Here is a 25,878-nt window from a genome sequence, read left to right as displayed (position 1 = left end):
TTGTAGCTATTTTCTTGGGAGTTATTTCGAGTTTCGAAATAACCGCAATCAGGAGGTTGTATCGTTGGTTGCCGAACGGGTGACGTGGCACGTCACCCGCCGGGCGTGGATTTGCAGCCGTTCGCAAGAGATGATTCACCTAATGGTTGCAGAAGTTGCGGGCGTTCGGGGTCCATTTGCCGAAGCCGGTGGCGACCATATTGGCGATGACGCGGCAGACATAGAATTTCTGCGCGGGGTCATTGTCGGGGCCGGCGTGGTAGCGGGCGACGGCCATCGACCAGCTGACATGACGCGCATGCAGGCTGGCCAGGAAGCGCGCGGCATAGTCGACATTCTGGCGCGGGTCCAGCATGTCGTCGACGCTGCGGAAATGCGCGGCGTGATAGTGATGGTTGATCTGCATGCAGCCGAGATCGATGAGTGTCTTGCCCTCGCGCCGGGCTGCTTCGAAGGCGGCCAGGGCCTCGGTGCGGTTCCTTGGAAATACCGCTTTCCCCTCTATATTCAACGCATTAGGCTGCAGGCTTCCCTTCTTGCCGGTCTCGGTCAGTCCGACCGCATAGAGGATGCCGGCCGGCACGCCATAGCGATCGGCGGCACGCAAAATCTCGGGCTCGCAAGGGTTGGTGGCGGCGGTGGCCGGCTTGGTGGCGAGGCTAGATAAACATATCGTCGCCAGCACGCTCGCGAGCAGGCGCGCCAGCGCGGCCGAATTCCTGGGCATCGTCATTGCGGTTTCTTCCCGACTGGTGGCCGCCCGAACCCGTATTGTTGCCGCTCGAGTTTCCGGGCTGAAAAGCGGACTGGTCGCGGCCTTGCGGCATTGGATGCGAGTTCGCTGCATCGCTGCGGGCCGCTGCGTGGATCGCTATCGAGGGTTGCAGGATGGTCACCTTGTCGACATCGAAGCCGAGCCCGCGCAACGACTTCACGATGGCGTCGCTGTCGGTGGCGAGACGGCGGTAAGCCTCATGGGTTTCGGGCTTCAATTCTATCGAAAGTTGTTCTCCGGAAAGCCTGAGACTGGCGGTGACCATGCCGAGCTCTGCCGGGTGAAGCTCGATCTTCAATATATGTGTCGGAACGGCAACAGAACCGGCCGTCTGGGCGGTCGTCGACGGCGTCGAAACCGCTTGCCGCAGGCCGTTATCCGAAGCCAGCGCGTCGATAAGCGCCGAAGTCGTTTGGTTTATCGGACTATGCGCCGGCGCGGGGAAGCTCTGTTCGGCGACAATGTCGACGCGCGCAGCGAATGGCGGCTGTTTTCCCTGTGTGGACGATGCCGCGGAATGGGCTCCATCGACGGACTTCGCCGACGGCGCGGACCGTTTTGCCTCGGGTGCCGAAACGTCGCTTGCCGTCTGGCCCGCCGGTAGAGGAGGCGTCGGACCATCCTGGTGCGGCAGTTTGCCGGACTGGAGCCCGATCGCGGGCAGCTTTTGCCCCTGATCCTGTGCGGAAACGCTGGTACCGGGCTTGGCCCGTTCCGATCGCGTCGTCGTGTCGAGTCTGTTGTCAATGCCGGACGCTGCGCGGTGTCTCTTCAGAGGCGACGTCTGTGCAGAAGTGGCCTCGCCAGCGGGCGCCGGTTGCCCAGTCTGTCCATTCGTCGCGATGCCGTTCCCGCTTGTCCGGACCGTTGAGAAATGCCTGATATCGTGCAGCGCCAGCACCAGTGGCAAATGATCCTGCAGCGATCCTGCATCCGCGTCTCGTCCGGCCACCTCAGCGTCCTTGGATGGTTTGTCCGGGCCACTATCGGCATGTTCTTTTGCGGCCTTGCCGGCAGCGGATTTCGTCCCCGTTTTGCCAGACTGGGTGTGTGGGATTTCGCTTTTGCCGGGACCGGCAGGGCTGCGTTTGGCCCAATGCAGCTCGTGCGACGCGGCCTCAATTGCTCCCTGGCCTATCGGTGTCGGCGCATCGTCGTCGCCGCGCACCATGTCGCCGAAGCTTTTGTCGCCGCCCTTGGCGTTTGAGGCCGACTGCTTCGATCCGGCGTGCGCGGGAGCCGGCAGGGCCTGGCCAACATTGGTGGTCATTTCGGGGCTGCTCCAAGCATCTGGTCGATCAAATCGAGCTGGTGACGCGTCCTCGCCATGGCGGCGTCGGTGGGATCGGTAGGCTCTACTGCGGCGGGGGCCGGCACCGATGCCGGCACGACCGGAGCCGCATCGCTGGCCGAGGCGACTGCAGGCGTTTCCGCCGCCTTTGGCTCGGGCGTGCTCGGTGCCTGCGCGGCCGGCTCACTTGCCGCCTTCGGTTGGTCGGTTGCGGGCTGTTCACTCGACGTTGTGGCGGCTGGCTGTTCCGGCATCGCGCCTTCGACCGGCGGCAGCTCTGGCTCGTCGGGTCTTTCCACGGCCGCGGTCTTGACCGGCTCCTGCCTGGCCGCGGCAGGTGCGGGCTTTTCGGCAGGCAGCGGCGCCGGCGGGGCGATGACTTCACCCGCCACGGCCTGCGCGGCATCGAGCAGGTCGCGGTCGCTTTGCGAAAGCTGGTTGCGATCGATCTTGTCCAGCTTGGCGCGGACCTCGCCGATGGTGCCGGACGTTACCGTGGACAGGCTGGAATAGAGCTGGGCGCGCGGATCATCCTGATTGTGGATGCCGTCGCGGCCCCGTTCAGCCCTGGCCGAGGCAAAGGCGGAGAGATCGGCAAAGCCGTCGATGGCGGCGCGGCGGGCGATGCGCAGATAGATCACCTTCTCGCGCTCGGGATCCATCATTGCGGTGATGTCGGCGAGCTTGTCCTGGCTGATTGCCATGTGCAGCGCGATGACGCCGGAGACGAAGGCGTCGGCGAACTGGCTGGCATAGGGCGAATAGAGGTAGTCTTCGACATATTGGGTTGAGGCAAGCGCGAAACGCGCACCGTCGCCTTGCGCGGCGGCGATGCCGACCGAGCGGCGCAGCGCTGCTTCCTCGACCAGCGTGCCGGGGCTGAGCAGGCGAGCATCGTCGAGCAGCGCAAGCGCGCTGACCGGTTGCTCGGTGGCGAGAAGCGAGCCTTTGACCAGCGCCAGAAAGGCACCGAGATCGGGGGGCAGGGTCATCGGATCGATCGGCTTCAGCGCCTCGATCGCAGCCGCCTGCCGGCCGTTCAGATAATCGACAATGCCCTTGGCGATGGCCAGGCTTTGCGGGTCGGCCTTGGCGCGCGACACCGCCGCCTCGACGGTGACGGGGTTGCCGCCACTCATGCCATAGACCAGCAAGGCGCGAAAATTCTTCGGGTCGCGGAAATCGTCTGCGTTCGCCGCGCGCAGCCTTGTGTCGGCCATTTCGAGCAGCTTGGCCTGCATCGGCAGCGCGGCGTGATCGCCTGCGGCTATGCGGTCCTGCACAAGCTGCAGCGAGCGCACCAGCTGATAGGGCTGCAAGCCGTCCTCGGCGAAGGCCGATGGCGGATGGACAGCGCTCAGCAGCAGCAGCCCGACGCCGCCGATGATGGCGGCGCGCCTCATCCGTCGGTCGCCATCAGGATTTCGATGCGGCGGTTCGCTGCAGCCATCGGGTCGGCCGCGATTTTCGGCTCGCGGTCGGCGAAGCCGGCGACCTCGGTGATGCGGCGCTCGTCGACGCCGCCGCGCACCAGCATGTAGTAGGCGGAATGGGCGCGCGCCGTGGACAGCCGCCAATTGTCGTAAGTGTCGCTGCGGAACGGCCGCGCGTCGGTGTGGCCGTTGATGCTGATCGTGCCTTTCTGCTCGTTGACGATGCGGCCGATCTTTTCCATCGCCAGCACCAGTTCACGCCTAGGCACCGCCGATCCGATCTCGAACATGCCGAAATCGAACTGGTCCGTGATCGAAATGACGACACCCTTGTCGGTGGCTTCGACGGAGACGCCATTATGCAATTTGTCGCCTGGCTTGAAGGCCTCGGCCAGTTCCTGCTTGACCTGCGCCGCGGCTCTAACAGTGGCGGCCGTCGGCGCTTTTTCCGCGGCTTCGGGTTTGGGTGCGGGTTGTGCTTCGGCGGCTTCGGCCTTTGCAATTTCGGCCTTCGCTGCTTCAGCCTTGGCCTCTGCTTTGGCTTCAGCCTTGGTCAGCGGCTTATCGGAAACGGATTTCGCCAGCGGCTCGAGCGGCGCCGCGGCCACTGGCGGCGCGGCCGGCACGGCCTTCACCTCCGCCACTTGCGTCTGTGCCGCCTTGTCACCCGGCTTCAGGGGATCGCCTTCGATCTTGGTGCGTTCGGCGGTGGCTTCGGCGCCTGGTGCAGCCACCTGCTGCGACCAGAAATCCGGCGCGAACGGGTCGCGGTAGGATTGGCCGCCGGATGCGCCGGTAGCCGGGCCGGACGCCTGCGCGCCGCCATCGCCCTTCTCGCTGACATTTTGCATGACGCCGGTGTCGGTGGCGATTTCCGACAGCACCGCATAGGGATCGGCAAACAGATGCTCGTCGGAAAGATCCGTCTTTGGCGCCGATTCCTTCGATTGCTTCTTGTCGGAAGTACCGGCGCCGCCGACGCCGTCCTGTCCGGCCTTGCTGGTCTTGTCCCGCGGGTCGTCCGCCGTCAGCCCGACCTTGCTCGGGCCATCGCCGAGGTCTTCGAGGCCCTTGCGGCTGGCGTTGCGATCGACCAGCTTGACCGGATTGAAGTAGCTGGCGACGGCTGCCTTGGTCTGCTCGTTGGCGGCGTTGATCAGCCACATGACGAGGAAGAAGCACATCATGGCAGTCATGAAATCGGCAAAGGCGATCTTCCAGACGCCGCCATGGTGGGCGTCGTCGTGGTCGTCGTGGTTGCGCCGCACGATGATGATCTCATGCCTGGCGTCTGCGGCCTCGACAACGCTCATGACGTCCACTCGTTCGTAAGAGGGCCCTCGCTCATGACAGGGCCTCCGACAAGGCGGCCGACCATTCGGCAATGCGGGTTTCGAACACCGCCTCGTCAATGGCGACGGTAAGGTCGAAGCCGGGCGCCTCGACGAAATCGAGATTGGCCGCGCGTGGGCCGAGCGAAGCCTTCAGCGTCTCGAACAATGACAGCGGTCCGCGCACGGCGATGCGCACCGCCTCGCTGTCGCCGACGGCTTCGCGGATCGTGCCGGCAAGGGTTTCCAGCGAACGCTTCTGCAGATCGTCGCTGACAAGGCCGCCAATGATGCGCGCAATGGTGGCGCCGACGAGGTCGCTGACCTTGGCCTCCATGATCTCGATACGGGCAGTGACGACCGCGCCGAGATCGCCGCCGAAACTTTCTAGAAAGGCCTTTGCTTCATCGGCGTTGGCCTGTCTCTGCGCCTCGAGCGCTGCCTGGTGGGCGATGGCAAGGCGGGCTTCAAGGGCGGCTTCGGCATCGATGACCGCTTCGGCGATCAGCGCGCCAATGTCGGCCTGCGGCGCCGACGTCTCCGGCCTTGGCTCGGCCATGGCGGCGAGCGAGGGCTGGCCGGCACGCTGGCTGCGTGCGCCGAAATCCGGCAAAAGGTCGAAAAGCGCTGCCGAGGCCATGGTCTATACCGCTGCTTCCTGGGCCGCCCATTTGCGCAGGATCTGCGCGGTGCGCTCCTCATTGATGTCGACCATGCGGGCAAGCCGCTCCTGCGGCGCCGGCCTGATCTTCTGACGAAGATCGTCGAGTGGAGTCGGGCCTGGGCGGCTGCCGGGCAAGGCAGCCGGCGCCTGTTCGGCGCTGGCGGCTTCGGGTGTCGGCAGTGAACGCTGGACGTCGTCGAAGCTCGGACCGGCAAGTGCCGGCGTCGGCCGCGCGCTCAGCGCGGTGGCCATCGGCCTCAGGCCGAAGAAGGCGACCAGGAACACCACGACGATGAAAGCGCCGGCGTTGATCATCGTACCGGCATGGGTTCCGATCGACGCCATTATGCCCGGCTGTTCGACCGCCTCGCCGTCGAGCCCGTCGATGAACTCGACGGCCGAGACATCGATGATGTCGCCGCGCTTGTCGTCGAAGCCAGTGGCCGAAGCCACCATCTTCTGGATGTCGGCAACGCGCTTGGCGATCTGCTCGGGCGTTGCGTCCTTGCCGAGGATGGTCATCAGCCGCTGCTGATTGACGACGACGGCGATCGACATCTTGGTGACGGAATAGCCGTTCGAGACTGTGGCGATCTTCTTGGAGTTGATCTCGTAATTGGTGATCTCCTCCTTGCGATCATTCTCCGATGACGTCTGCGGACCATCGGTGCTGGTCGCCTGGGTCTCGGGCAGGTTCTGCTCGACGGTGGCCGGGGTCGAGGCCTGCCTCTGATTGCTGTTTTCGTTGGCGCGCACCGACTGCACGGAACGCTCCACGCGTGACTCCGGATCGAAGATCGTCTCTTCGGTCTGGCGGGTGTCGGTGTTGACATCGGCCTTGACGCTGGCGCGGAAATTGTCGGGGCCGAGATAAGGCGTCAGCGCGCGGCGGATGTTGTCGCCGATCTGCGCCTCGACGGTCTGCTCGACGCCGAGCGTGCGGGCAGCACTTGTGTTGGAGGGATCGTCGCCGGCGGCGAGAAGGTTGCCGTTGGAATCGAGCACGGTAACCTTGTCGGCCGACAGGCCCGGCACGGCGGCGGCGACGAGATGGCGGATCGACATGGCGCTCTTTTCGGCGTCGATGCCGGAATAGCGGATGACCACCGAGGCGGAGGGTTGCTGTTCGTCGCGGCGGAAATTGGCGCGCTCGGACATGACGATGTGAACGCGGGCGGCCTTGATGCCGGATATCGACTGGATGGTGCGGGCGATCTCGCCTTCCAGCGCGCGCACGCGGGTGATCTGCTGCATGAAGGAGGTCAGGCCAAGAGAACCGACATTGTCGAACAGTTCGTAGCCGGCATTGGCGCTGGTCGGCAGGCCCTTTTCGGCGAGCAGCATGCGCGCCTGCGCGGTGGTGCCGGCCGGCACCAGCACGGAGGTGCCGTCGGAGCCGACGTCGAAGCCGATGCCGGCTTCGCCGAGCACCAGGCCGATCTGGTTCACGTCGGAGCGATCGAGCCCGACATAGAGCGTCTCATAGGCCGGGCGGTTGAGATAGACCGAGCCGATGCCGATGACGGCCATCACCAGCGCGGCAATGCCGGCCAGCATGGCAAGGCGCCTGACGCCAAATGCCCTGAGATTCGAGATGATGCTCTGGATCTGTTGCGGCACGATTCAAGCGCTCCCAGCATGATATTCCGTGGGAACACTAGACCGCGAAGCTTGTGCGAAGATGATAGAGCATGTCGCCCGGAAGTGTGCAGCGGTTCCGGGTCAACGACATGCGTCAAAACACAGCCACAAAGCGAAAGGGCCGCGCTGTCGGCGCGGCCCTTCAATTCAAGAAGGAGAAAGCCGGGTCAGGCTTACTGCTTGAACAGCGCCAGGATCGACTGCGAGTTGCCGTTGGCGATCGACAGCGACTGGATGCCGAGCTGCTGCTGGACCTGTAGGGCCTGCAGCCGCGTCGATTCCTTGTTCATGTCGGCGTCGACCAGCGCGCCGACGCCCTTGTCGATCGAGTCCGACAGGTTCGACAGGAAGCTCTTCTGGGTATNTGTCGGCGTCGACCAGCGCGCCGACGCCCTTGTCGATCGAGTCCGACAGGTTCGACAGGAAGCTCTTCTGGGTATCGATGCGCGACTTGGCGGCGCCGAGATAGGCAGCGCCCGTGGACAGCTTGGCAAGCGCCGTTTCAACGGCGCCAAGTGCGGTGTCGATGGCTGCCGGAAGGACCTGGGTTGTGCTGGGATCGAAGAAGGTCGTCGCCAGCAGAGCGCCGACGATGCCGCCGGTGCCGGGAAGATCGAGGACCTGCGTGTCGGCCGCCTTGACGTCGATGGTGTCGATGGCGACGGTCGTGCCGGTGCGGTTATAGGACGCGACGATCTTCAGGTCGGAGGTCGCAGCAGCGTCGTTCTGCAGCAGGTTCGAGCCGGCATAGGAGGCGTTGGTGACCGACGACTTGATCTGGTCCTGGATAGCCTTGATCTCAGTGGCGATCTTCTGCTGGTCGTCCTTGCTGGCGCTGCGTGCAGTGACCAGCTTGGCCTTGATCAGGTCGACCTGGTCCTTGATGTCGGTGATGGCGGTGTAGGCGGTGTCGACCTTGCCGGCGCCGAGGCCAAGCGCGTCCTGAACGGCCGAAAGCGCCTTGTTGTCGGACTTCATCGTGGTGGCGATCGACCAGTAGGCGGCGTTGTCGCTGGCGGTGGCGACGCGGTAGCCGGTCGAAATGCGTGACTGGGTGGTTTCAAGCTGCTTGTTGGTGTTGTTCAGGCTCTGCAGCGCGGTCAGAGCCGAAGCGTTCGTCATGATGCTAGCCAAGATATTTACCCCTTTTCAAACACTGGCGTGTCCCGAACACGCCGGATCAACTTCATCAAGGGGGTAGGCATAAGCCCATCGACCGTATGGTCTGCCCGCCATGGAATGGTTAACCATGACTACCGGGATATGGTTAACGGCCTGTTAAACCAAGCCATTCAGGGCGCTGGCCAAGAGCAAAAATCGGCAGCCATTCAGCAAGACAATCAACAGCCGCAAAAGAAATCGGGCCGCGCTGTTGGCGCGGCCCGACGGATGGTGTCAGTCGTAATGTCGAGAGATCAGCCGCGGAAGAGCGACAGGATCGACTGCGAGTTGCCGTTGGCGATCGACAGCGCCTGGATGCCGAGCTGCTGCTGGACCTGCAGGGCCTGCAGCCGCGTCGATTCCTTGTTCATGTCGGCGTCGACCAGCGCGCCGACGCCCTTGTCGATCGAGTCNAGGGCCTGCAGCCGCGTCGATTCCTTGTTCATGTCGGCGTCGACCAGCGCGCCGACGCCCTTGTCGATCGAGTCCGACAGGTTCGACAGGAAGCTCTTCTGGGTGTCAATGCGCGACTTGGCGGCGCCGAGCGAGGCAGCGCCGGTGGACAGCTTGGCAAGCGCGGTTTCAACAGTGCCGAGCGCGGTGTCGATGGCGGCGGGGGTAACCGCCGTGGTGCTCGGGTCGAAGAAGGCAGCGGCGAGCAGGCCGCCGACGATGCCGCCCGTGCCGGCGACATCGAGAACCTGCGTATCGGCTGCCTTGACGTCGATGGTGTCGATGGTGACGGTCGCGCCGGTACGGTTGTAAGCCGCAACGATCTTCAGGTCGGACGCAGCGGCAGCGTCGTTCTGCAGCAGGTTCGAGCCGGCGAAGTTGGCGTTGGCGACCGAGGACTTGATCTGCGCCTGGATGGCGTTGATTTCGGTCGCGATCTTCTGCTGGTCTTCCTTCGAGGCGCTACGGGCAGTGACCAGCTTGGTCTTGATCAGGTCGACCTGGTCCTTGACGTCGTTGATGGCGGTGTAGGCGGTGTCAACCTTGCCGGCGCCGAGGCCGAGGGCGTCCTGCACGGCCGAGTTGGCCTTGTTGTCGGACTTCATCGAGGTCGCGATCGACCAGTAAGCGGCGTTGTCGGAAGCGGTGGCAACGCGGTAGCCGGTCGAGATGCGGGCCTGCGTCTGCTCGAGGGATTTATTGGTGTTGTTCAGGCTCTGCAGCGCGGTCAGCGCCGAGGCGTTCGTCATGATACTGGACATGGCTACTCGTACCTTGATTTTTACAGGGTGTTTTTGACATACCGGCTTTTCCGGTATGACGGAGCGGCATCATGCCAATGATCGTGAGACCCGATCACCCGCCATCTGCGAGCAATATGCGGGCAAGTCCCTACCAAAGGGCTAAACGGGACGGTTAACCGGAAATATATTGCATAAAACTTTAGCAAGGCGCCAACGGCGCGCGGACGGTCAGGTGAAGGAGCGCACCAGGCTGCCGACAAGCAGGTTCCAGCCGTCGATGAGGACGAAGAACAGGATCTTGAAGGGCAGCGAAACGACGGTCGGCGGCAGCATCATCATGCCCATGGCCATGGTGATGGTGGCGACGATCAGGTCGATGACGAGGAACGGCAGCACGATCAGGAAGCCGATCTCGAAGCCGCGGCGGATTTCGGAGATCATGAAGGCCGGCACCAGGATGCGCAGGTCGACGGTGTCCCTGGCAACGACCTGGCCGCGTTCGCGGGCGAGATCGGCGAACAGGTCGAAGTCCTTGTCGCGGACATTGTGCAGCATGAAGGTGCGGAACGGGTCCGAAATCTTTTCGAACGCCTCGGTCTGGCTGATCTGGTTGTCCATCAGCGGCTTGACGCCGGTGTTCCAGGCCTGGTCGAAGGTCGGCGCCATGACGTAGAAGGTCATGAACAGCGACAGCGAGATCAGGATCAGATTGGCCGGCGTCGACTGCAGGCCGATGCCGGCGCGCAGGATCGAGAAGGCGATGACGAAGCGGGTGAAGCTCGTCACCATGATCAACAGGCCCGGCGCCACCGACAGCACGGTGATCAGACCGAACATCTGGATGATATAGCCGACGGTGGCGCCGTCGGCCTTGCCGATGCCGCCGAGATCGAGCTGCTGGGCGGCGGCGACAGAGGTGGCGGCGACGACGATCGCGGCGGCGAGGACGAGTTTTCTCATTCGAGCAGCAATGTCCTGATCAGAACCTGTTTCGCATGGCCACCGCTGCGGATTGCGGCGCGCTCCTCGAGGTCGGCTTTCAAATGCTGGTAGCCGCTGGCGCCTTCGATCTGATGCATCTTCAGGGTGCGGACCATGGCAAGCAGGTCCTGGTGAATGCTTTCGGTAAGTTCCGGCGGCTGCGGCGCATCGTAGACCACCGACGCTTCCAGCCTTATCCAGGTGTCGGCAGGCGAAGCCAGATTGGTGGTGATCGGCGCCAGCTGGACAAGCGTCGGCCCGGTGCCGGGCGCATGTTCGGCCGCCTTGCTCGGTTGCTCGGCGTTGGACTGGTTCTCGGGCGCGGCGGGCACCGGCACCGGTCCCCCGACGCCCTTCAGATAGCCGCCGGACATCCAGCCCATGCCGATCGCGGCGCCCGTCATCGCCAGCAGCATCGCAAGCTGGATGACAAGCGACGGGCCCTTTTTTTGCTGAACCTGTTCGACATTTGCCACGGCGCCGTTCTCCAGTCCTAAAAGGGGAGGACTTGGTCGAGGATCTGCTGACCGTAAGCGGGCTGCTGGATTTCGCTGACGCGGCCGCGGCCGCCATAGGAGATGCGCGCCTCGGCGATGCGTTCATAAGAGATGGTGTTTTCAGCGCCGATATCGGATGGACGCACCATGCCGGCGATGGTCAGCACCCTGAGCTCGTAATTGACGCGCACCTCCTGTGAGCCCCGGATCATCAGATTGCCGTTGGGCAGGACTTCGGTGACGACGGCGGCGACGTTGAGCTCGAGGTTCTCCGAGCGCTTGATTTCGCCGTCCGCATTGGTTTCGGTGGTGGAGCTCAGCCCCGCGTCGCCCTTGCCGCTGGTGGTGGCACCTTCCCATCCGAGGTTGACGTCATAGCCGAGCTTGCGCCCGGCGGTGCGGCTGCGGTCGTTCTGGTTCTTGAAGTTGGCCTTGTCGTTGAGCTTGATCCTGACGGTGAGGATGTCGCCATCGCGCAGCGCGCGTGGGTCGGTGAACAACCGGCTCTGGCGATCATCCCACAGCGAGAATTTCTTCACTGGCGCGGGTGGCGTTTCGGGATAGGAGTAGGGCGCATTGACGCTGCCGGTAATGCCGGCGCCAACCGGCGACAGCGCCGGCTCCCTGCCGATCTCCCTGGGGTCGGAGGCGCAGCCGGCAAGTGAAGCGGTGGCGACCAGGGCGAGTATATGCGACTTCATGACGGGTCTACCCTTCGCGCCGCGCTGGCCATAATGCCGGTGAGCGTGGCTGCCGCCTTCTGGTCCATTTCGTTGAGAATGACGCCGGCCTTGCGCGAATCGAGTTTCATCAGGATGGCGGCGGCGAGATCAGTGTTGACCATGGCCAGGCGCTCGGCCGCGGCATCCGGTTTCATGCCGGCATAGATCTTGACGACGCCATCCTCGGCGCGGGCCAGGAAAACTTCACGCCGCTTCAGCCATTGCTCGTATTCGGCGCGCTTGTCGTCCAGCGCCTTCATGCGCTGGTCGATGCCAGCCTGCAACTGCTTCAACTCTTCGGCCTGCAGCGCGTAACGGCGGTCGCGGGCGGCGTCGGCGATGTTGGAGCAGAAGCGCTGGATCTCGCTTTCATCGGGCACCTTCTCGCGGACCAGCTGCTGCATTGCCGCCGGCTGTTGCCCGCCAGGCAGAACCTGCCGCACCGCTTCTTCCGCGCGGACAGTGCCGCCGGCAAGGACGGTGGCGGCGATGACGCAAGCTGCCAAGGCCGCGCTTCGGCGGTGCTGCTTTTGGGAAAAGAAATCGATCATCGGCATGGCCTATTGGAGAACCAGATCGGCCTGCAAAGCGCCGGCCGACTTGATGCCTTGCAAAATGGCAATGATGCCGTCCGGCTTGACGCCGAGACGGTTGAGGCCCGACACCAGCGTTTCGAGGTTCGGTCCGTCGAGCACATTGACGCGGGCGTCAGGCCGCGTGGCATCGATGGTGGTGAAGGGTTCCTCCGCTGTCACGCCCTTGGAGAACGGTTCCGGCTGGACGATCTTCGGCTGTTCGGTGATGCGCACGGTGAGCGTGCCGTGGCTGATCGCCACCCGCGAGATCTTGACCTCGTTGCCGATGACGATGGTGCCGGTGCGTTCGTCGATGACGACGCGTGCCGGCGTGTCGGTCTCGACCACCAAATTCTCGATCTCGGCGTAGAAGCGCGCCGCCGAAACATTCTTCGGCCGCCTGATCTGCACGGTACGTGCATCGCGCTCCGCCGCCACGCGCATGCCGAAGCGTTGCGAGGTGTAGCCGTTGATGGCGTCGGCGATGCGAACGGCAGTGGAGAAATCGGGGTTGCGCAATTGCAAGGTGAGCAGCGCCTGGTCCTCGAATTCGGCGCGCACCGTGCGCTCGACGATGGCGCCGTTGGGCACGCGGCCGGCCGTCGGCACGCCCTGCGTCAGCTTTTCGGCATCGCCCTGGGCAGTGAAGCCGGAAACGATGACCGAGCCTTGCCCGACAGCATAGATTTCGCCATCGGCCGCCTTCAGTGGCGTCATTATCAGCGTGCCGCCGGCAAGCGATGTGGCGTCGCCCATCGAGGAGACGTCGATGTCGATGCGGGCGCCCGACTGCACGTAAGGCGGCATGTTGGCGGTGACGATGACGGCGGCGACGTTCTTGGCCCGCGCGCTGCCGCCTTCGGTGGCGATGCCGAGATTTTCGAGCATGGCGCGGATCGACTGTTCGGTGAAGGGCGAATTGCGCAGGCTGTCGCCCGATCCGGCGAGGCCGATGACGAGGCCGTAGCCGACGAGCTGGTTGTCGCGCGAAGCCTGCAGCTGCGCAATGTCCTTGATGCGCGATGCGACCTGGCCGGGTGGCAGAGAGCTTGGGCCGTTGGAGACCCTGAACATGCGGTTGGTGGTGGCCGGATCATATTCGGGATCGACAAAGGCGCCGCCATTCTGGCCGGCAAGATCGCGCTTTTGCTTCGGCGTAAGACCGTCGGCCAGCGCCGGCTGCAGGCCGACAACGGTCGCGAGCAGAAGGGCAGCTCCGCGTCTCATGACGCGCTGACCCGGACGGTGCCGTCCGCCATCACCGTGCCGGAAAAGATCTTGCCGCTGTCTGTGTTGCGGACCTTGATCAAATCGCCGGCGGCACCCGGCTGCAGCGACACCGCCGTAGCCGAAATGGTGAGGTCGCCGGCGATGAAATAGACCTGCACGGCGGCGCCCTGTTCGACCAGCCAGGCGTCGCGGATGGCGGCGGCCGGGATGTAGCGGCCGGGCAGCAGCGTGCGCTTGGCGACCTTGCCCTGGAGTTCCATGGCCTGCGTGGCGACCGCATCCGGCCTGTGCTTTCCGGGGAGCAGCGTCACCGGTTTCAGCACGCCGGTGTCGATCATCTCGCCGGGATAAATGACCCGGTTGGGGATCAGAACGATCTCGCCGGTTGCCTGACTGCTCGCGACGTGGGTGCTGGTCTGCTGGTCTGCGCTCTCCTGGGCAAACGCCGGCACACCGCCGGCTACCAGCGCGAGCATCAGCGCGGTGCGGCAAAGCGCGGAGCGGGAGGCCGGAGAGAGCATCAAACCTTACCTGATGTTCTTGGACACGACGGAGGCCATGTCGTCGGCGGCCTGGATGACCTTGGAGTTCATCTCATAGGCGCGCTGCGCCGAGATCAGCTCGGTGATTTCCTTGACAGGATCGACGTTGGAGGCCTCGAGATAACCCTGCTCGACCGAGGCGAAGCCGGGATCGCCGGGCACGCCGACATTGGCCGGGCCCGAGGCCGGCGTTTCCTGGAACAGATTATCGCCGAGCGGCGCCAGGCCGGCTTCATTGGCGAAGTTGGCGAGTTGCAGCTGGCCGAGCAGCTGGAGGTCGGTCTGGCCGTCGATGCGGGCAAAGACCTGGCCGGTCTTGTTGACCACGACTTCGATGGCATCGGTCGGCACGGTGATGGCCGGGATGACATTGGCGCCGTCGACGGTCACCAGCTGGCCGGTGGCGTTGGTGTTGAAGGCGCCGGCGCGGCTGTAGAGTGTGCCGCCGTCGGCGCCCTCGATCTGGAACCAGCCTCGGCCGGTCAGCGCCATGTCGAAACTGTTGCCGGTCGAGGTCAGTTCGCCCTGGGTATGGACGTTGCGCACCGCCGTCGTCTTGACGCCAAGGCCAATCGACACGCCTTCCGGCACCAGCGATGAATTGGAGCGGTTGGGCACGCCCTGCGTGCGGTCGACCTGGTAGAGCAGGTCGGAGAATTCGGCGCGCGCGCGCTTGTAGCCGGTGGTGTTGATGTTGGCGATGTTGTTGGCGATCACTTCCAGATTGGTCTGCTGGGCATTCATGCCGGTCGCTGCGATGGCGAGTGCTTTCACGGCAAGTCTCCTCAGATGCCCATACGGCTGATTTCGAGATAGGCGGAGACGACCTTGTCGCGGATGGCGATCGTGGTCTGCAGGGCCTGCTGGGCGCTCATGACGGCGTCGACGACCTGACGGGTATCGGCGTCGCCCTTGAGCGCCTGGATCGAGACCTGCTCGGCGTTGTGCAAGGTGTTGACGGTCTTTGAAGCAGCCTGGCTCAGCGCTTCGGCGAAGGTGGCGCCGATTTCGCTGCCGGCCATCGGCGCCCTGGTGCCCTGGAACAGGTCGGTCGTGGTATCGGCGCCACCGATCTCCGGCTTGAGGGGAAGCGATCCGATACCGCCAATGCCGCTGATCATTACTGGTTCCTCATCAGGTCGATGGTCATGGAGATCAGATCACGCGCCTGCTTGATGACCTGAAGGTTGGCTTCGTAGGAGCGGTTGGCCTCGCTCATGTCGGCCATCTCGACCAGCACGTTGACATTGGGCATCTTGACGTAGCCCTTGTCGTCGGCGGCCTCGTTGCCGGGCTGGAATTCGACGGGAAAGTCGCTGGGGTCGCGGTCGATGGAGTTGACCTCAACTGTCGTGCCACCGGAGGCACGGTCGAGTTCCGAGACGAAACTGATGGTCTTGCGGCGATAGGGGTCAGCGCCCGGGGTGTTGCCGGTCGACTGCGCGTTGGCGAGATTTTCCGAGACGACGCGCAAGCGGTCCGACTGGGCGCTGAGGCCGGACGCGGCGATCTTGAGGGCTGAGGTCAAGGCGTCCATGGTCAGCTCTTCACCGCCATCATCATCATCGAATGGAAGGCCTTGACGATCGCGGTGTTGAGTTCAAACGAGCGGCGGACCTCGCCGGCCTTCATCAGTTCGTTCTCGACCACGACCGTGTTCTTCGAGGGCATGATGGCGCCGGTCGTCTCTTCTGGCTTGACCGTGAAGCCGGCATTAGTGGCGGCAGTGCCGAGGTGGCCTGCCTGGGTGGCGGTCAGCGACACTGCCGTGCGGTCGAGCACCTTCTCAAACGGCTCGACATCGCCGGCGGTGTAGCCCGGCGTGTTGACGTTGGCGATGTTGCCGGCAATGGCCGACTGGCGCACCGACAGCCATTGCGACTGCTTGGCGGCGAGATCGAAAAGATTGACGGGCTCCATGGGGATCTCCGGGCTGGTACGTACAAGACTAGGCTGCCAGTCTTGCGCGGACCTTGCGCGGCTCGGGGGTAAATCCGGTGTGCCGCTATTTGGAGAGTTCGATCACCTGGTCGGTGCTGGTGACCATGACCCACTTGCCGCCCCGTTGCTCGATCGACGAGACGACGCTGGTATCGGGCAGCTTCGAGCCGCGCTGGACGATCCACAGGCCGGCATCGTCCTCGATCATGGCGCGGCCATTGGCGACATGAACCATGCGAAATTTGGCGTCCGCCGGGAAGGGCTGCTCGTCGACGCCGGGAGGCTGGGTCTTGTCCTCGGGGTCCTGCAGCGTGCCGGTGGCGAACAGGTCGACATCGGGAACATCGTTTGCCGTCAGCGGCTGACCGCTGTTCTCCATCTGCGAGCCGCCGCTGACCCGCCCTGCATTGGTGCCGCTGCCGCCGAACTTGATCGCCTGCACGCCGAACTGGTCCTGATTGAAGAAGATATACCAGGGAAACAGCGCGCAGATCAGGCCAAGCGTGATGCCGAGCGCGGCAAAGACGATATCGCTGCGGCGGTCGGATTTCTTGTCGAGCCTGGGATATTGCGGCCTTGGCGGCTGCGGCCATTCGGTGACCGGGAACAGCCCGTCGAGAAGCGAGTCACGACTGGTCTCGATCGCTTCTTTGGGGCCGGCGCGAGGGGTCCTTGGCAATTCAGGCTTGACGACGCTGGGCAAGGCAGGCTCGGCCAAGCGAGGCACAGTGGACTCGACTACGCTGGCTACCCTGGGCAAGAATGGCCTGGCGGCCCTGGCCAGAATGGCCTCAGCCTTGGCGGCCTTGTCGAGATCGGCCTTTGCCCTGACAGCTCTCGCTTCGTTGGCCCGGGCTTCCTCGGCGGCACTGGCCTCTGCGATCATCTCGCGCAAAAGCCGCTCGGTGTACTGAAGCTCAGTCTCCTGCATCGACACTTTGCTTGCCTTTCAGATGACGGGCGAGGTCGGAGAATGCGTCGCTCGAGGCGCGATCCCTGGGCGACTGCGTCAGCGCCTCGTAGATCAGCGGCACCTGGCGCACGGCAATATCGAGCTCGGCATCGGCGCCGCCCTGATAGGCGCCGAGCAGGCGGATGTCGCGCGTGTCCTCGAAGCGCGAGATCATCGACTTCAGCCTGGTCACCAGCATGCGTTGCTCGGGGCTCCATGCCTTGTCGGCGAGGCGCGAGATCGACGACAGCGGATTGACCGGGGGGTAGCGGCCCTGTTCGGCAATGGCGCGGTCGAGCACGACATGGCCGTCGAGAATGCCGCGTACCGAATCGGCGACCGGGTCGTTGTGGTCGTCGCCGTCGACCAGCACCGAGATGATGGCAGTGATTGATCCCTGTCCTTTGACACCGGGGCCTTCAGCGCCCGGGCCAGCGCGTTCGAGCAGCTTGGGCAGGTCGGTGAAAACCGAAGCGGGATAGCCGCGGGCGACCGGCGGCTCGCCGGTGCCGGTCGCTACCTCGCGCAGCGCATGGGCAAAGCGGGTAATCGAATCCAGCACCAGCAGCACGCGATGGCCCTGGTCGCGAAAATGTTCGGCAACGCGCATGGCGGTATCCGGCGCGCGCCGGCGCATCATGGCGCTCTCGTCGCTGGTAGCGACGACGGCGACCGTCTTGGCCATGCTCTCTGCGCCGATCGTGTCTTCGAGGAATTCGCGTACCTCGCGGCCGCGCTCGCCGATCAGCGCCACGACCACGGTGTCGAAGGCGTCGGCGCCGGCCAGCATGGCGAGCAGCGTCGACTTGCCGACGCCGGAACCGGCAAAGACGCCGAGGCGCTGGCCGAGGCAGAGCGGCGTGAAGATGTCGATGACCTTGACCCCGGTCGTGAAGGCGGTGCCGACGCGCTGCCGCGCCATGGCGCCGGGCGTTGTGCCGTCGCCGCTCGCAGCCTCGCCGATCCTGATCAGCGGCGGGCCGCCGTCGATGACGCGGGTCAGCGCGTCGATGGCGCGCCCACGCCACGAAGCATGCGGCGTTACCGTCAGCGGGCCGCGGCGAAACACGGCGTCGCCGATGCCGGCGTCGGCGCTGCGTTCGAAAGGGGCGATGACGACTTCGTCGCGGCCGATCCTGACGATCTCGCCGCGGCGCGTGCCGGCATTGCCGCGCTGTTCGACGAGGTCGCCAAGCCTGGCGACTTCAGACAGGCCGCGCACCTTGTAATGCGTTGGCGAAACCTCCGAAACACGGCCGCCGCGCCGCAGCAACGTCTCGGTGTCATCGAAGCGGCGCCAGATCCGCTCCAGCGCAGCCAGCCGGTTTTCCGGTGCTGTCTCCGGTTGCCGTTCAAGCGCGCGTATCGATGATTTGCTGCTCGACATGCTGCTACGACTTGGAGCCGAGCGTCTTGATGGCGTCGTCGGTCGAGGCATCGGTCTGGCGCATCAGCGCCGCCGTGTTCTCGAAGGCGCGCTGGACCATGATCAGGCGCGTCATCTCCAGCACCGGATTGACGTTGGATTCCTCGACATAGCCCTGCGCGACGCCGAGATCGGAACGGTCGGTGACCGGCTCCGGCGCACGCGCGGGCACGATGCCAGAATTGCCGTAGCGGACGAAATTCGGGCCGGGATCGAAATTGAACAGGCCGATGGCGCCGACGAGCTTGTCGCCCTGGCGCAGCGAGCCGTCGGCGCCCGCCTTGGGTGGGCCGTCGCGCGGGTCGAGCTGGATCGGCGCACCGCCGGCGTCGAGCACCGGATGGCCTTCGAGCGACATCAACTCGCCGTTCTCGTTCATCGAAAAGCGTCCGTCGCGCGTCATCACGGTGCCGGCCGGGGTGTCGATGCCGAACCAGGCATCGCCCTGGACGGCGAAGTCGAACGGGTTGCCGGTCTGCGTCATCGCGCCATGCGCGCCGGACAAATAGGTCTTGCCGGAGGAGGCGAAGGACACCGATTTGGGGCCGCTGCCGGAGACGACATCCTCGAACTTCACGCCGGTGGCGCGAAAGCCGATGGTCGAGGCGTTGGCGACATTATCGGCGATGGTGTCGAGACGGCGCTCAAGCGCGATCTGCGAGGAAAGGGCGACGTAAAGGCTGTCCTGCATGGTGTTCTCAGAATCTCAGTTTCTGCATGGCCATCATCAGATCGGTCGAGATGCCGACGGTGGTCGGCTGCGCAAACAGCACACCGATCGATGTCTGGGCGGTCGAGGTCGGATGATTGATTTCCCAAAGGCTGGTGAAGCGGGTGAGGAATTTCTCGAGCTTGGCCGGGTCGGTGAAATCGGTGAGGTCGAGCTTTGCGTCGAAGGCCTGCGCCTGCTTGTCGATATCTGCGGCAGCGAAGGAATCGGGCAGGCCGATGGCGGTGCGTACCACGCTGGCCAGGGCCGTGTCGGCCAGCACGTCGTACCAGTTGGTGATGGTCGAGGCCTTGCGCTCGAAATAGAGCGCCAACCGCACGCCCTCATTGGTCTTGCCGGCGTCTTCTTCCAGGGTCTGGCGCATGTATTTGTCGACCACCGGCTGCTGCGACGGGCTGCGGGTCGTTGCCGCTTCGCCGTAGGCCTCGAAATTCAACGAGGTGGCGAGCCTGGCATAGGCCTTGTTGGAGAGCTTGTTGGCGACACTGGCGGGATCGCGGACACCGCCCTCAAGGACATCACGGACGAGATCCTTGTTGGTGGTCGCCGGATCGAGCCCGCTTGCGGACAGAGCATAGTTATAAAGGCGGCTGTCGGCCATCAGGTCGTCGACCGATTTCACCTTGGTGATGTTGGCGAGGTAGTAGCTGGTCTCGGCCTGGACGGCGTCCGCATTCGGCTTGATGAGGCCAAGACTGGACTCGGTCGTGTAGAGCTTCGGCGTGGTCTTCAGCACCGCGTCGCGCGTGATCGTCTGATCGCCATACTGGGCAAAATCAAAGGCGCTGACGAAGTTGGCGTAGCTCTTGTCGGTCAACAGGTTGGCGGGACTCAACGGATCGGTGACGCCGCCATTGACCATGGTGCGGATCTGCTTCGTCGTCTGGGTCGATGCATCAAGCCCATAGGCAGCCATGGCGAAGGTCAGCAGGCGCTTGTCCTTCAGCAGGTCTTCGATGGACTTCACCTTGGAGATGTTGGCTGCGTAGTAGTCGGCCTCGCCCTTGATGTATTGCGCGGTCGGCTTGACGAGCAACAGTCCGGTTCCGCCGATCACAGCCTTCGGCACCGCCTGCTGGACGGCGTCGCGCGCCGTAGCCTGGTCGCCATATTGGGCAAAGTCGAAAGCCGCGACGAAAGCCGCATAGCCCTTGTTTGTCGACGTGTTTGCGGGGCTGTTCGGGTCGGTGACGCCGCCTTCCAGCATGGCCCGCACGGTCGCAGCCGGCTCGGCGTCGGCGTCCAGGCCGAACGCGGCCATCGCATAGGTGAGCAGGCGATCGTTGCCCATCAGGTCGTCGATCGATTTTACGTTGGAAATGTTGCTCAGGTAGTACGAGGTTTCGCCCTTGTAGTAGGTGAAGCCGTTCTGCGAAGGGCCGACCGAGACCTGGAGACCATAATTGTTGGTCACGCCCTGCTGTGCCGAATTGTAGCTCGTGGCATTAGCGCCAAGTGCGGCGAAATTGAAGGCCGACACGAACTCGGCATAACGCTTGTCGCTCAGTTTGTTGGCGAAGCTGTCGGAATCCGACACCCCTTCCTTCAGGGCTTTGACCATGAAGGCCTTGGCGTAAGCCATGTCGCCGAGACCGAAGGCTTTCATGGCATATTTGAACAGCCGGTCGTTCTTGACGAAATCGTCGATCGATTTCACGCTGCCGATGTTCGCGAGATAGTAGTCGGTGTCGCGCTTGGTGATCGGCTCCGCCTCGATGCGGTCGATCGCCTTGGGGATGTCCCTGGCGATGAGCTGGTAGCTGGTAAAAGTGCTCAACACGACATGCCTCCGGTCGCAGCTTCAAAAGCAAGACTATGCGGACTTGCTTGCGCGAGGCTGAATCGCCTCACCTTGCATGATTCAAGCCTCACACAAGGCACGGGGGCTATCGGTTAGGCCTGACGTGATGCGGAAGGATCTGGCGTGGGCATTCTGATCGGACTTGTGGTGACGCTCGGCTGTGTTCTCGGCGGCTTCATGGCGATGGGCGGCCATCTGCATGTGCTGATGCAGCCTTGGGAAGCGGTGGTCATCTGTGGCGCCGCACTTGGAACCTTTCTCGTCGCCAACCCGATGAAGACGGTCAAGGACACCGGCAGGGGTATCCTCGAAGCGTTCAAGCAGGCGGTGCCGAAAGAGCGCGACTATCTGGAGACGCTGGGCGTGCTGCACAGCCTGATGCGCGAACTGCGCTCGAAGTCGCGCAGCGAGGTCGAGGCGCATATCGACAATCCGGAGGAGTCGGCAATCTTCCAGGCGTTCCCGACCGTGCTCAAGAACCACGACCTGACGAATTTCATCTGCGACTACTGCCGCATCATCATCATCGGCAATGCCCGCTCGCATGAGATCGAGGCGCTGATGGACGAGGAAATCCAGACCATCAAGTCCGACAAGATGAAGGCTTACCATGCGCTGGTGGCGGTGGGCGATGGTCTGCCGGCGCTCGGCATCGTCGCCGCCGTGCTCGGCGTGGTCAAGGCGATGGGCGCGCTCGACCAGTCGCCCGAAATCCTCGGCGGCCTGATCGGCGCTGCCCTTGTCGGAACCTTCCTCGGCATCTTCCTGTCCTATGCGGTGGTCGGGCCGGTCGCCACCAAGATCAAGACGGTGCGCGAGAAGAAGAACCGCCTCTATATCATCGTCAAGCAGACGCTGCTTGCCTACATGAACGGCGCCCTGCCGCAGGTGGCGATCGAGTTCGGTCGCAAGACCATCTCGTCCTATGAGCGGCCGACGATCGATGCCGTCGAGCAAAGCACGATGAACACAGCTTCCGCCGAGAAGAAAGCGGCTTGAGCCATGCATGACGACAGACAGGACCGCACGCCGTCATGACAAGTCCTGGCAGCCCCTCGCAAGCCCGCTCGCTGATCATTGAGCGTCTGGTCGGTGACAGCGGTGAGGCCGCTCATGTCATCGGCACCGGGCGCTCGATGGGCGAGCGCGCCCTGCCGCTGCTGCAGAAGAGCCTGGCCGGCGAACTCGGCGCACCGGTCACCGTCGACCTGCGCGCGGTCGAGATCAGCCGTGTTCCCGATGCCCGCACGAATGCCGGCGATGCCTTTGCCATGGCCATCATAGCATCGCCGACGTCTTCGGATGCGATGACGCTGGTGGCTGATGCGCCGGCCATCGCCGTGATGGTGTGCGCGCTGTTCGGCGGCGATCCGGATCAGCCGGTTTCGCCGATCGAGCGCGCTCTGTCGCAGATCGAGACCGATGTCGCGACCACGGTCTTCCAGGAAGTTGCGCAGGCGTTGAACGGATCGGGCCGGCGCTCGCTCGAGCTGCGGCTGCCGGTGCCGCGGGCGCTTTCGGGCAGCGAAGCCAAGCGTCGCGTGCTGCGCGATGGCGCGGCGGTGCGCATCGTCTTCGGCATCTCGACGCCGACCGACAGCGGAACGGTCACGGTGATGATCCCGCAGCGCATTCTGCTTGCCACACGCGGTATCGCCGATGTCCACGACAGCGAAGGCACGACCTCCGACTGGCGGGCACGTTTTTCCGATGAAGTGATGCGCTCGACGGTGACGCTCGAAGCGACCATGCCGCTGGCCCGCCTGACGCTCGGCGATCTCGCCGGTTTCGAGCCAGGCCAGGTCATCGAGTTCGAGGAAACCGCGCAGTCGCAGGCCAAGCTGAGCGCGCGCGACAAGACGCTGTTTGTCTGCGAGTTCGGTAAACTCGGGCAGAACTACACCGTCCGGATCAGGCATCCTTACGATGCCGGTCAGGATTTTATCGATGGGCTCATGCCGGGCTGACGCCGGGCAAGCCCAAGCATTTGGAGACGACTGATGGCCAAGACCAAGGTGGAAGCCAATATCGACCAGCCGGACGAACAGCTCGACCGCGCCATCGAGGAATTGCGCGGCGTCCTCCAGGAGGAGGAAAAGCGCCCCGACGCCGCCTTGCGGGCTGCCACGTCCGGCGCCAATTCCAACATCATCATGAGCATCCCGGTCGATGTGCAGATCATCCTCGGCAGTACGGAAATGCCGGTGTCGGACCTGATGGCGCTGCAGAAGGGCTCGACGGTGGCGCTCAACCGGCGCATCGGCGAACCGGTCGATGTCGTGGTCAACGGCCGCAAGATCGCGCGCGGCGAGATCACCGTGCTGGAAAGCGATCCGTCGCGCTTTGGCATCAGGCTGACCGAAATCATCGCTGCCGCCAAGAGCGCCTGAGGATTAGACGACATGCGGTCTCAGCAGCGATCGGAGCTTATGCCATGACGACGCCGGTGACGCTCACGCGCCCGCAAAAGGCCGCCGCCATCCTGGTGGCGATGGGCAAGCCTTCGGCCAGCCGGCTGCTGAAATTCTTCAAGCAAGAAGAACTGAAGGCACTGATCGAAGGGGCGCGGCTGCTGCGCACCATTCCGCAAAGCGACCTCGAACGCATCGTTGCCGAATTCGAGGCCGAGTTCACCGAAGGTGCGGGCCTGCTCGATTCCGCCGACCGGATGGACACGATCCTCAATGAATCGCTGTCGCCCGAAGAGATGAGCGCCATCATGGGCGACAAGCGCTTCGAGGTTGCGCCGGAAGGACCACCGCCGATCTGGCCGGAGCTGGAAAAGCTCGAACCGACGCGTCTGGGCACGTTCCTTGCCGCCGAGCATCCCCAGACCGCGGCCATGGTGCTGTCGAAGCTTGCGCCGCAGGCCGCCGCCAACATTCTGCTGACGATGGAAAAGCCGATGCGCAGCCAGATCATCAAGCGCATGGTGACGATGGCGACCATTCCGGACGCGGCGACCAGGATCATCGAGAACCAGCTGCGCGCCAGCGTGCTGGCGCAGACAGCGACCAAGGATATCTCGGCCGGACAGGCGCGCGTCGCCAGTGTGCTCAACGAAATGGACAAGCCGCAGCTGGAAGAGGTCATGCAGGATCTGGAAGAGGCCGGCACGCCGGACCTCGGCGGTGTTCGCTCCAGGTTGTTTGCCTTCGACGATCTGCCGCTTTTGACGCAGAAGGCGAGGGTACTTCTGTTCGACGGGCTGTCGACCGAACTGATTACGCTGGCGCTGCGCGGTGCGGCGCCCGCATTGACGGAGTCGGTGCTGTCGGCGATCGGCGCCCGGTCGCGGCGCATGATCGAGTCCGAGCTCGGCCAGGGTTCGGAAGGTATCCAGCTTGCCGACATCATGACGGCGCGCAAGACCGTTGCCGTGGCTACAATCCGGCTGTCGCGAGAGGGGGCATTTGAACTCCCTTCATCGCAGCAGAGCGAAGCGGCCTGACGCTGAGCAACAGACCCCACAATGGCTGAAGCGGCGGACAAAGACTCCAAAACCGAAGACGCGACCGAAAAGAAGATCCGCGACACCATCGAACAGGGCAAGCTGCCCCATTCCAGGGAGGCCGCACTTCTGGCGTCCTTCATCGCTATACTGGTGTTCACCGTCTTCTACGCCAAGGACGCGGTCGTTGATCTCGGCATGTTCCTGTCGATGTTCCTGGAGAAGCCCGAGGCGTGGCCGATGGACACCGAGACCGACGTCATCGCGCTCTACAAGACCGTGATGATGGAGATCGGCCATGCCATTGTCAGCCTGCTGGCGCTGCTGGTGGTGGTCGGCATCGGCGCCTCGGTGCTGCAGAACATGCCGCAAGTCGTCGGCGAGCGGATCCGGCCGCAACTGTCGCGCATCTCGATAGCCAAAGGCTGGACCAGGATGTTCGGCATTCAGGGCTGGGTCGAGTTCCTGAAGTCGCTGGGCAAGCTCGGCTTCGCCAGCATCGTGCTCTACTTCACGCTATCGCAGGACTACCGCCAGCTCCTGGCCGGCATGATCACCAACCCCGTCGCTTTCGGCCTCGTCATCAAAAGCATCACCGTCGACATATTGGTGGCGATCGTCTTCGTCATTGGGCTGATCGCGGCGGTCGACGTCATCTGGTCGCGCTTCCACTGGAAGCAGGATCTGCGGATGACCAAGCAGGAGGTCAAGGACGAGTTCAAGCAGTCCGAGGGCGACCCGATCATCAAGTCGCGGCTGCGCTCGCTGGCGCGCGACCGGGCGCGCAAGCGGATGATGACGGCCGTGCCGCGCGCGACGCTGATCATCGCCAATCCGACGCACTTTTCCATCGCGCTCAGATATGTTCGCGACGAGGATTCAGCGCCCCTGGTGCTGGCCAAGGGCCAGGACCTTGTGGCGCTCAAGATTCGCGAGATTGCCAAGGAGCACAACATCCCGATCTTCGAGGACGTGGCGCTCGCCCGCTCCATGTACAAGCAAGTTTCGGTTGATAGCGTGATCCCGTCGCAATTCTACCAGGCCGTCGCCGAACTGGTGCGGATCGTCTACTCCAAAAAGGCTGAGCGGAGACAAATTTCATGAACCGCCAACCGCACGCAAAATCCCGCGAACTCATCGTCGCCAAGGCCATCGAGCAGGTGGTCGACGAGTTGCGGCTGATCGACGTCGCCGACTACATCGCCTTCATCCGGCTCGAGCATTTCGCTTGCCTGTCGGATCTGGTGGATTCGGCTGTGGAGCTGTTCTTCCTGCCGGGCACGCTCAGGCTCGGCCATGGCGGAGAGGCACATGTCGACTGGAGCGGCAGCCCGCGCATCGTGCTCGATCTCGAGCTTCGGCCGCCGGGCGTCACCGTCTATTTCCAGCTGACGCTGAGCGAGGAGAGGTCTTCGGTCGCGGTCAACTATGTGTCGTTCGAGAAGCCCGGCGAAGACCCCGAGCACAACACCGCCTTGCTGGAGACGGTCATCGAAGAGGCGCGCATTCGCCGGACCGAGCCGCTCGCCTATCGCTGA

The 25,878-nt window shown here is 63.9% G+C and carries 27 protein-coding genes and 1 pseudogene; 6 read left to right on the top strand and 22 right to left on the bottom strand.

Translation table 11 applies throughout. The annotated features are described in order from the left end of the window. Nucleotides 1-139 precede the first annotated feature (139 nt). The 22 genes and pseudogenes from X771_RS162960 to X771_RS163060 form a co-directional block, all read right to left on the bottom strand. Nucleotides 140-733 carry a transglycosylase SLT domain-containing protein gene (locus tag X771_RS162960; RefSeq protein WP_050587388.1) on the bottom strand — a complete coding sequence of 198 codons (594 nt, stop codon included), beginning with the start codon at nt 731-733 and terminating at the stop codon, nt 140-142. Continuing rightward, nucleotides 660-2,045, bottom strand: coding sequence for a flagellar hook-length control protein FliK (locus tag X771_RS162965; RefSeq protein ID WP_023686354.1), 1,386 nt, complete (start codon nt 2,043-2,045; stop codon nt 660-662). Before X771_RS162965 ends, X771_RS162960 begins: the two co-directional genes overlap by 74 nt. Further along, complete coding sequence (locus X771_RS162970) at nt 2,042-3,469, bottom strand: chemotaxis protein (RefSeq protein WP_023686353.1); 1,428 nt, start codon at nt 3,467-3,469, stop codon at nt 2,042-2,044. The genes X771_RS162965 and X771_RS162970 overlap by 4 nt, the downstream gene beginning before the upstream one ends. Continuing rightward, nucleotides 3,466-4,812 carry a MotB family protein gene (locus tag X771_RS162975; RefSeq protein WP_023686352.1) on the bottom strand — a complete coding sequence of 449 codons (1,347 nt, stop codon included), beginning with the start codon at nt 4,810-4,812 and terminating at the stop codon, nt 3,466-3,468. Before X771_RS162975 ends, X771_RS162970 begins: the two co-directional genes overlap by 4 nt. 31 nt (nt 4,813-4,843) lie before the next feature. Beyond that, nucleotides 4,844-5,470, bottom strand: a complete 627-nt coding sequence (locus X771_RS162980; protein ID WP_023686351.1) for a hypothetical protein — start codon at nt 5,468-5,470, stop codon at nt 4,844-4,846. 3 nt (nt 5,471-5,473) lie between these two features. Beyond that, on the bottom strand, nt 5,474-7,114 hold the full coding sequence (gene fliF / locus X771_RS162985; protein WP_023686350.1) for a flagellar basal-body MS-ring/collar protein FliF: 1,641 nt from the start codon (nt 7,112-7,114) through the stop codon (nt 5,474-5,476). Nucleotides 7,115-7,308: 194 nt separating this feature from the next. Further along, a pseudogene (locus tag X771_RS01000000164635) lies at nt 7,309-8,269 on the bottom strand (flagellin). Between the two features lie 281 nt (nt 8,270-8,550). After that, a complete protein-coding gene (locus X771_RS162990) occupies nt 8,551-9,510 on the bottom strand; it encodes a flagellin (protein WP_023686349.1) in 960 nt (319 codons plus the stop codon). A 210-nt stretch (nt 9,511-9,720) separates the two neighbouring features. Further along, nucleotides 9,721-10,452 carry a flagellar type III secretion system pore protein FliP gene (gene fliP, locus X771_RS162995; protein WP_023686348.1) on the bottom strand — a complete coding sequence of 244 codons (732 nt, stop codon included), beginning with the start codon at nt 10,450-10,452 and terminating at the stop codon, nt 9,721-9,723. Next, on the bottom strand, nt 10,449-10,949 hold the full coding sequence (locus tag X771_RS163000) for a flagellar basal body-associated FliL family protein (protein ID WP_023686347.1): 501 nt from the start codon (nt 10,947-10,949) through the stop codon (nt 10,449-10,451). The genes fliP and X771_RS163000 overlap by 4 nt, the downstream gene beginning before the upstream one ends. 17 nt (nt 10,950-10,966) lie before the next feature. Then, on the bottom strand, nt 10,967-11,671 hold the full coding sequence (gene flgH, locus X771_RS163005; RefSeq protein ID WP_023686346.1) for a flagellar basal body L-ring protein FlgH: 705 nt from the start codon (nt 11,669-11,671) through the stop codon (nt 10,967-10,969). Further along, nucleotides 11,668-12,249, bottom strand: a complete 582-nt coding sequence (locus X771_RS163010; protein ID WP_031195437.1) for a MotE family protein — start codon at nt 12,247-12,249, stop codon at nt 11,668-11,670. Before X771_RS163010 ends, flgH begins: the two co-directional genes overlap by 4 nt. Nucleotides 12,250-12,252: 3 nt before the next feature. Next, complete coding sequence (locus tag X771_RS163015; protein ID WP_023683306.1) at nt 12,253-13,494, bottom strand: flagellar basal body P-ring protein FlgI; 1,242 nt, start codon at nt 13,492-13,494, stop codon at nt 12,253-12,255. After that, a complete protein-coding gene (flgA, locus tag X771_RS163020; protein ID WP_023686344.1) occupies nt 13,491-14,018 on the bottom strand; it encodes a flagellar basal body P-ring formation chaperone FlgA in 528 nt (175 codons plus the stop codon). The genes X771_RS163015 and flgA overlap by 4 nt, the downstream gene beginning before the upstream one ends. 6 nt (nt 14,019-14,024) lie before the next feature. Beyond that, a complete protein-coding gene (flgG, locus tag X771_RS163025; protein WP_023686343.1) occupies nt 14,025-14,813 on the bottom strand; it encodes a flagellar basal-body rod protein FlgG in 789 nt (262 codons plus the stop codon). An 11-nt stretch (nt 14,814-14,824) separates the two neighbouring features. Next, nucleotides 14,825-15,160: a flagellar hook-basal body complex protein FliE gene (locus X771_RS163030; protein WP_023686342.1), complete on the bottom strand. Its 336-nt coding sequence runs from the start codon at nt 15,158-15,160 to the stop codon at nt 14,825-14,827. Beyond that, nucleotides 15,160-15,576: a flagellar basal body rod protein FlgC gene (gene flgC / locus X771_RS163035; RefSeq protein ID WP_023686341.1), complete on the bottom strand. Its 417-nt coding sequence runs from the start codon at nt 15,574-15,576 to the stop codon at nt 15,160-15,162. The genes X771_RS163030 and flgC overlap by 1 nt, the downstream gene beginning before the upstream one ends. Before the next feature lie 2 nt (nt 15,577-15,578). Next, the gene (flgB, locus tag X771_RS163040) at nt 15,579-15,959 is read right to left on the bottom strand and encodes a flagellar basal body rod protein FlgB (protein ID WP_023683310.1); all 381 of its coding nucleotides are present in this window, start codon (nt 15,957-15,959) and stop codon (nt 15,579-15,581) included. Nucleotides 15,960-16,044: 85 nt separating this feature from the next. Continuing rightward, nucleotides 16,045-16,911 carry a hypothetical protein gene (locus X771_RS163045; RefSeq protein WP_023673646.1) on the bottom strand — a complete coding sequence of 289 codons (867 nt, stop codon included), beginning with the start codon at nt 16,909-16,911 and terminating at the stop codon, nt 16,045-16,047. Further along, nucleotides 16,898-18,319: a flagellar protein export ATPase FliI gene (gene fliI / locus X771_RS163050; protein WP_023686339.1), complete on the bottom strand. Its 1,422-nt coding sequence runs from the start codon at nt 18,317-18,319 to the stop codon at nt 16,898-16,900. Before fliI ends, X771_RS163045 begins: the two co-directional genes overlap by 14 nt. Nucleotides 18,320-18,323: 4 nt before the next feature. Beyond that, a complete protein-coding gene (gene flgF / locus X771_RS163055; protein ID WP_023671749.1) occupies nt 18,324-19,049 on the bottom strand; it encodes a flagellar basal-body rod protein FlgF in 726 nt (241 codons plus the stop codon). A gap of 7 nt (nt 19,050-19,056) precedes the next feature. Then, nucleotides 19,057-20,868, bottom strand: coding sequence for a DUF1217 domain-containing protein (locus X771_RS163060; protein ID WP_023686338.1), 1,812 nt, complete (start codon nt 20,866-20,868; stop codon nt 19,057-19,059). Nucleotides 20,869-21,012: 144 nt separating this feature from the next. Between X771_RS163060 and motA the strand changes: the two genes are divergently transcribed. The 6 genes from motA to X771_RS163090 are packed head-to-tail and all read left to right on the top strand — an operon-like array spanning nt 21,013 to nt 25,878. Next, on the top strand, nt 21,013-21,888 hold the full coding sequence (motA, locus tag X771_RS163065) for a flagellar motor stator protein MotA (protein ID WP_023671751.1): 876 nt from the start codon (nt 21,013-21,015) through the stop codon (nt 21,886-21,888). Nucleotides 21,889-21,923: 35 nt separating this feature from the next. Continuing rightward, a complete protein-coding gene (locus X771_RS163070; protein ID WP_023686337.1) occupies nt 21,924-22,856 on the top strand; it encodes a FliM/FliN family flagellar motor switch protein in 933 nt (310 codons plus the stop codon). Between the two features lie 33 nt (nt 22,857-22,889). Then, nucleotides 22,890-23,279: a flagellar motor switch protein FliN gene (fliN, locus tag X771_RS163075; protein WP_023671753.1), complete on the top strand. Its 390-nt coding sequence runs from the start codon at nt 22,890-22,892 to the stop codon at nt 23,277-23,279. A 44-nt stretch (nt 23,280-23,323) separates the two neighbouring features. Beyond that, nucleotides 23,324-24,340 carry a flagellar motor switch protein FliG gene (locus X771_RS163080; protein ID WP_023686336.1) on the top strand — a complete coding sequence of 339 codons (1,017 nt, stop codon included), beginning with the start codon at nt 23,324-23,326 and terminating at the stop codon, nt 24,338-24,340. Between the two features lie 21 nt (nt 24,341-24,361). Next, a complete protein-coding gene (flhB, locus tag X771_RS163085; protein ID WP_023686335.1) occupies nt 24,362-25,444 on the top strand; it encodes a flagellar biosynthesis protein FlhB in 1,083 nt (360 codons plus the stop codon). After that, nucleotides 25,441-25,878: a hypothetical protein gene (locus X771_RS163090; protein WP_023671756.1), complete on the top strand. Its 438-nt coding sequence runs from the start codon at nt 25,441-25,443 to the stop codon at nt 25,876-25,878. The genes flhB and X771_RS163090 overlap by 4 nt, the downstream gene beginning before the upstream one ends.

The sequence above is a fragment of the Mesorhizobium sp. LSJC269B00 genome, assembly GCF_000502815.1.
Lineage (GTDB): Bacteria > Pseudomonadota > Alphaproteobacteria > Rhizobiales > Rhizobiaceae > Mesorhizobium.
The sequence above is the reverse complement of the archived record's forward strand: the minus strand, read 5'-3'. Positions and strand labels throughout refer to the sequence as shown.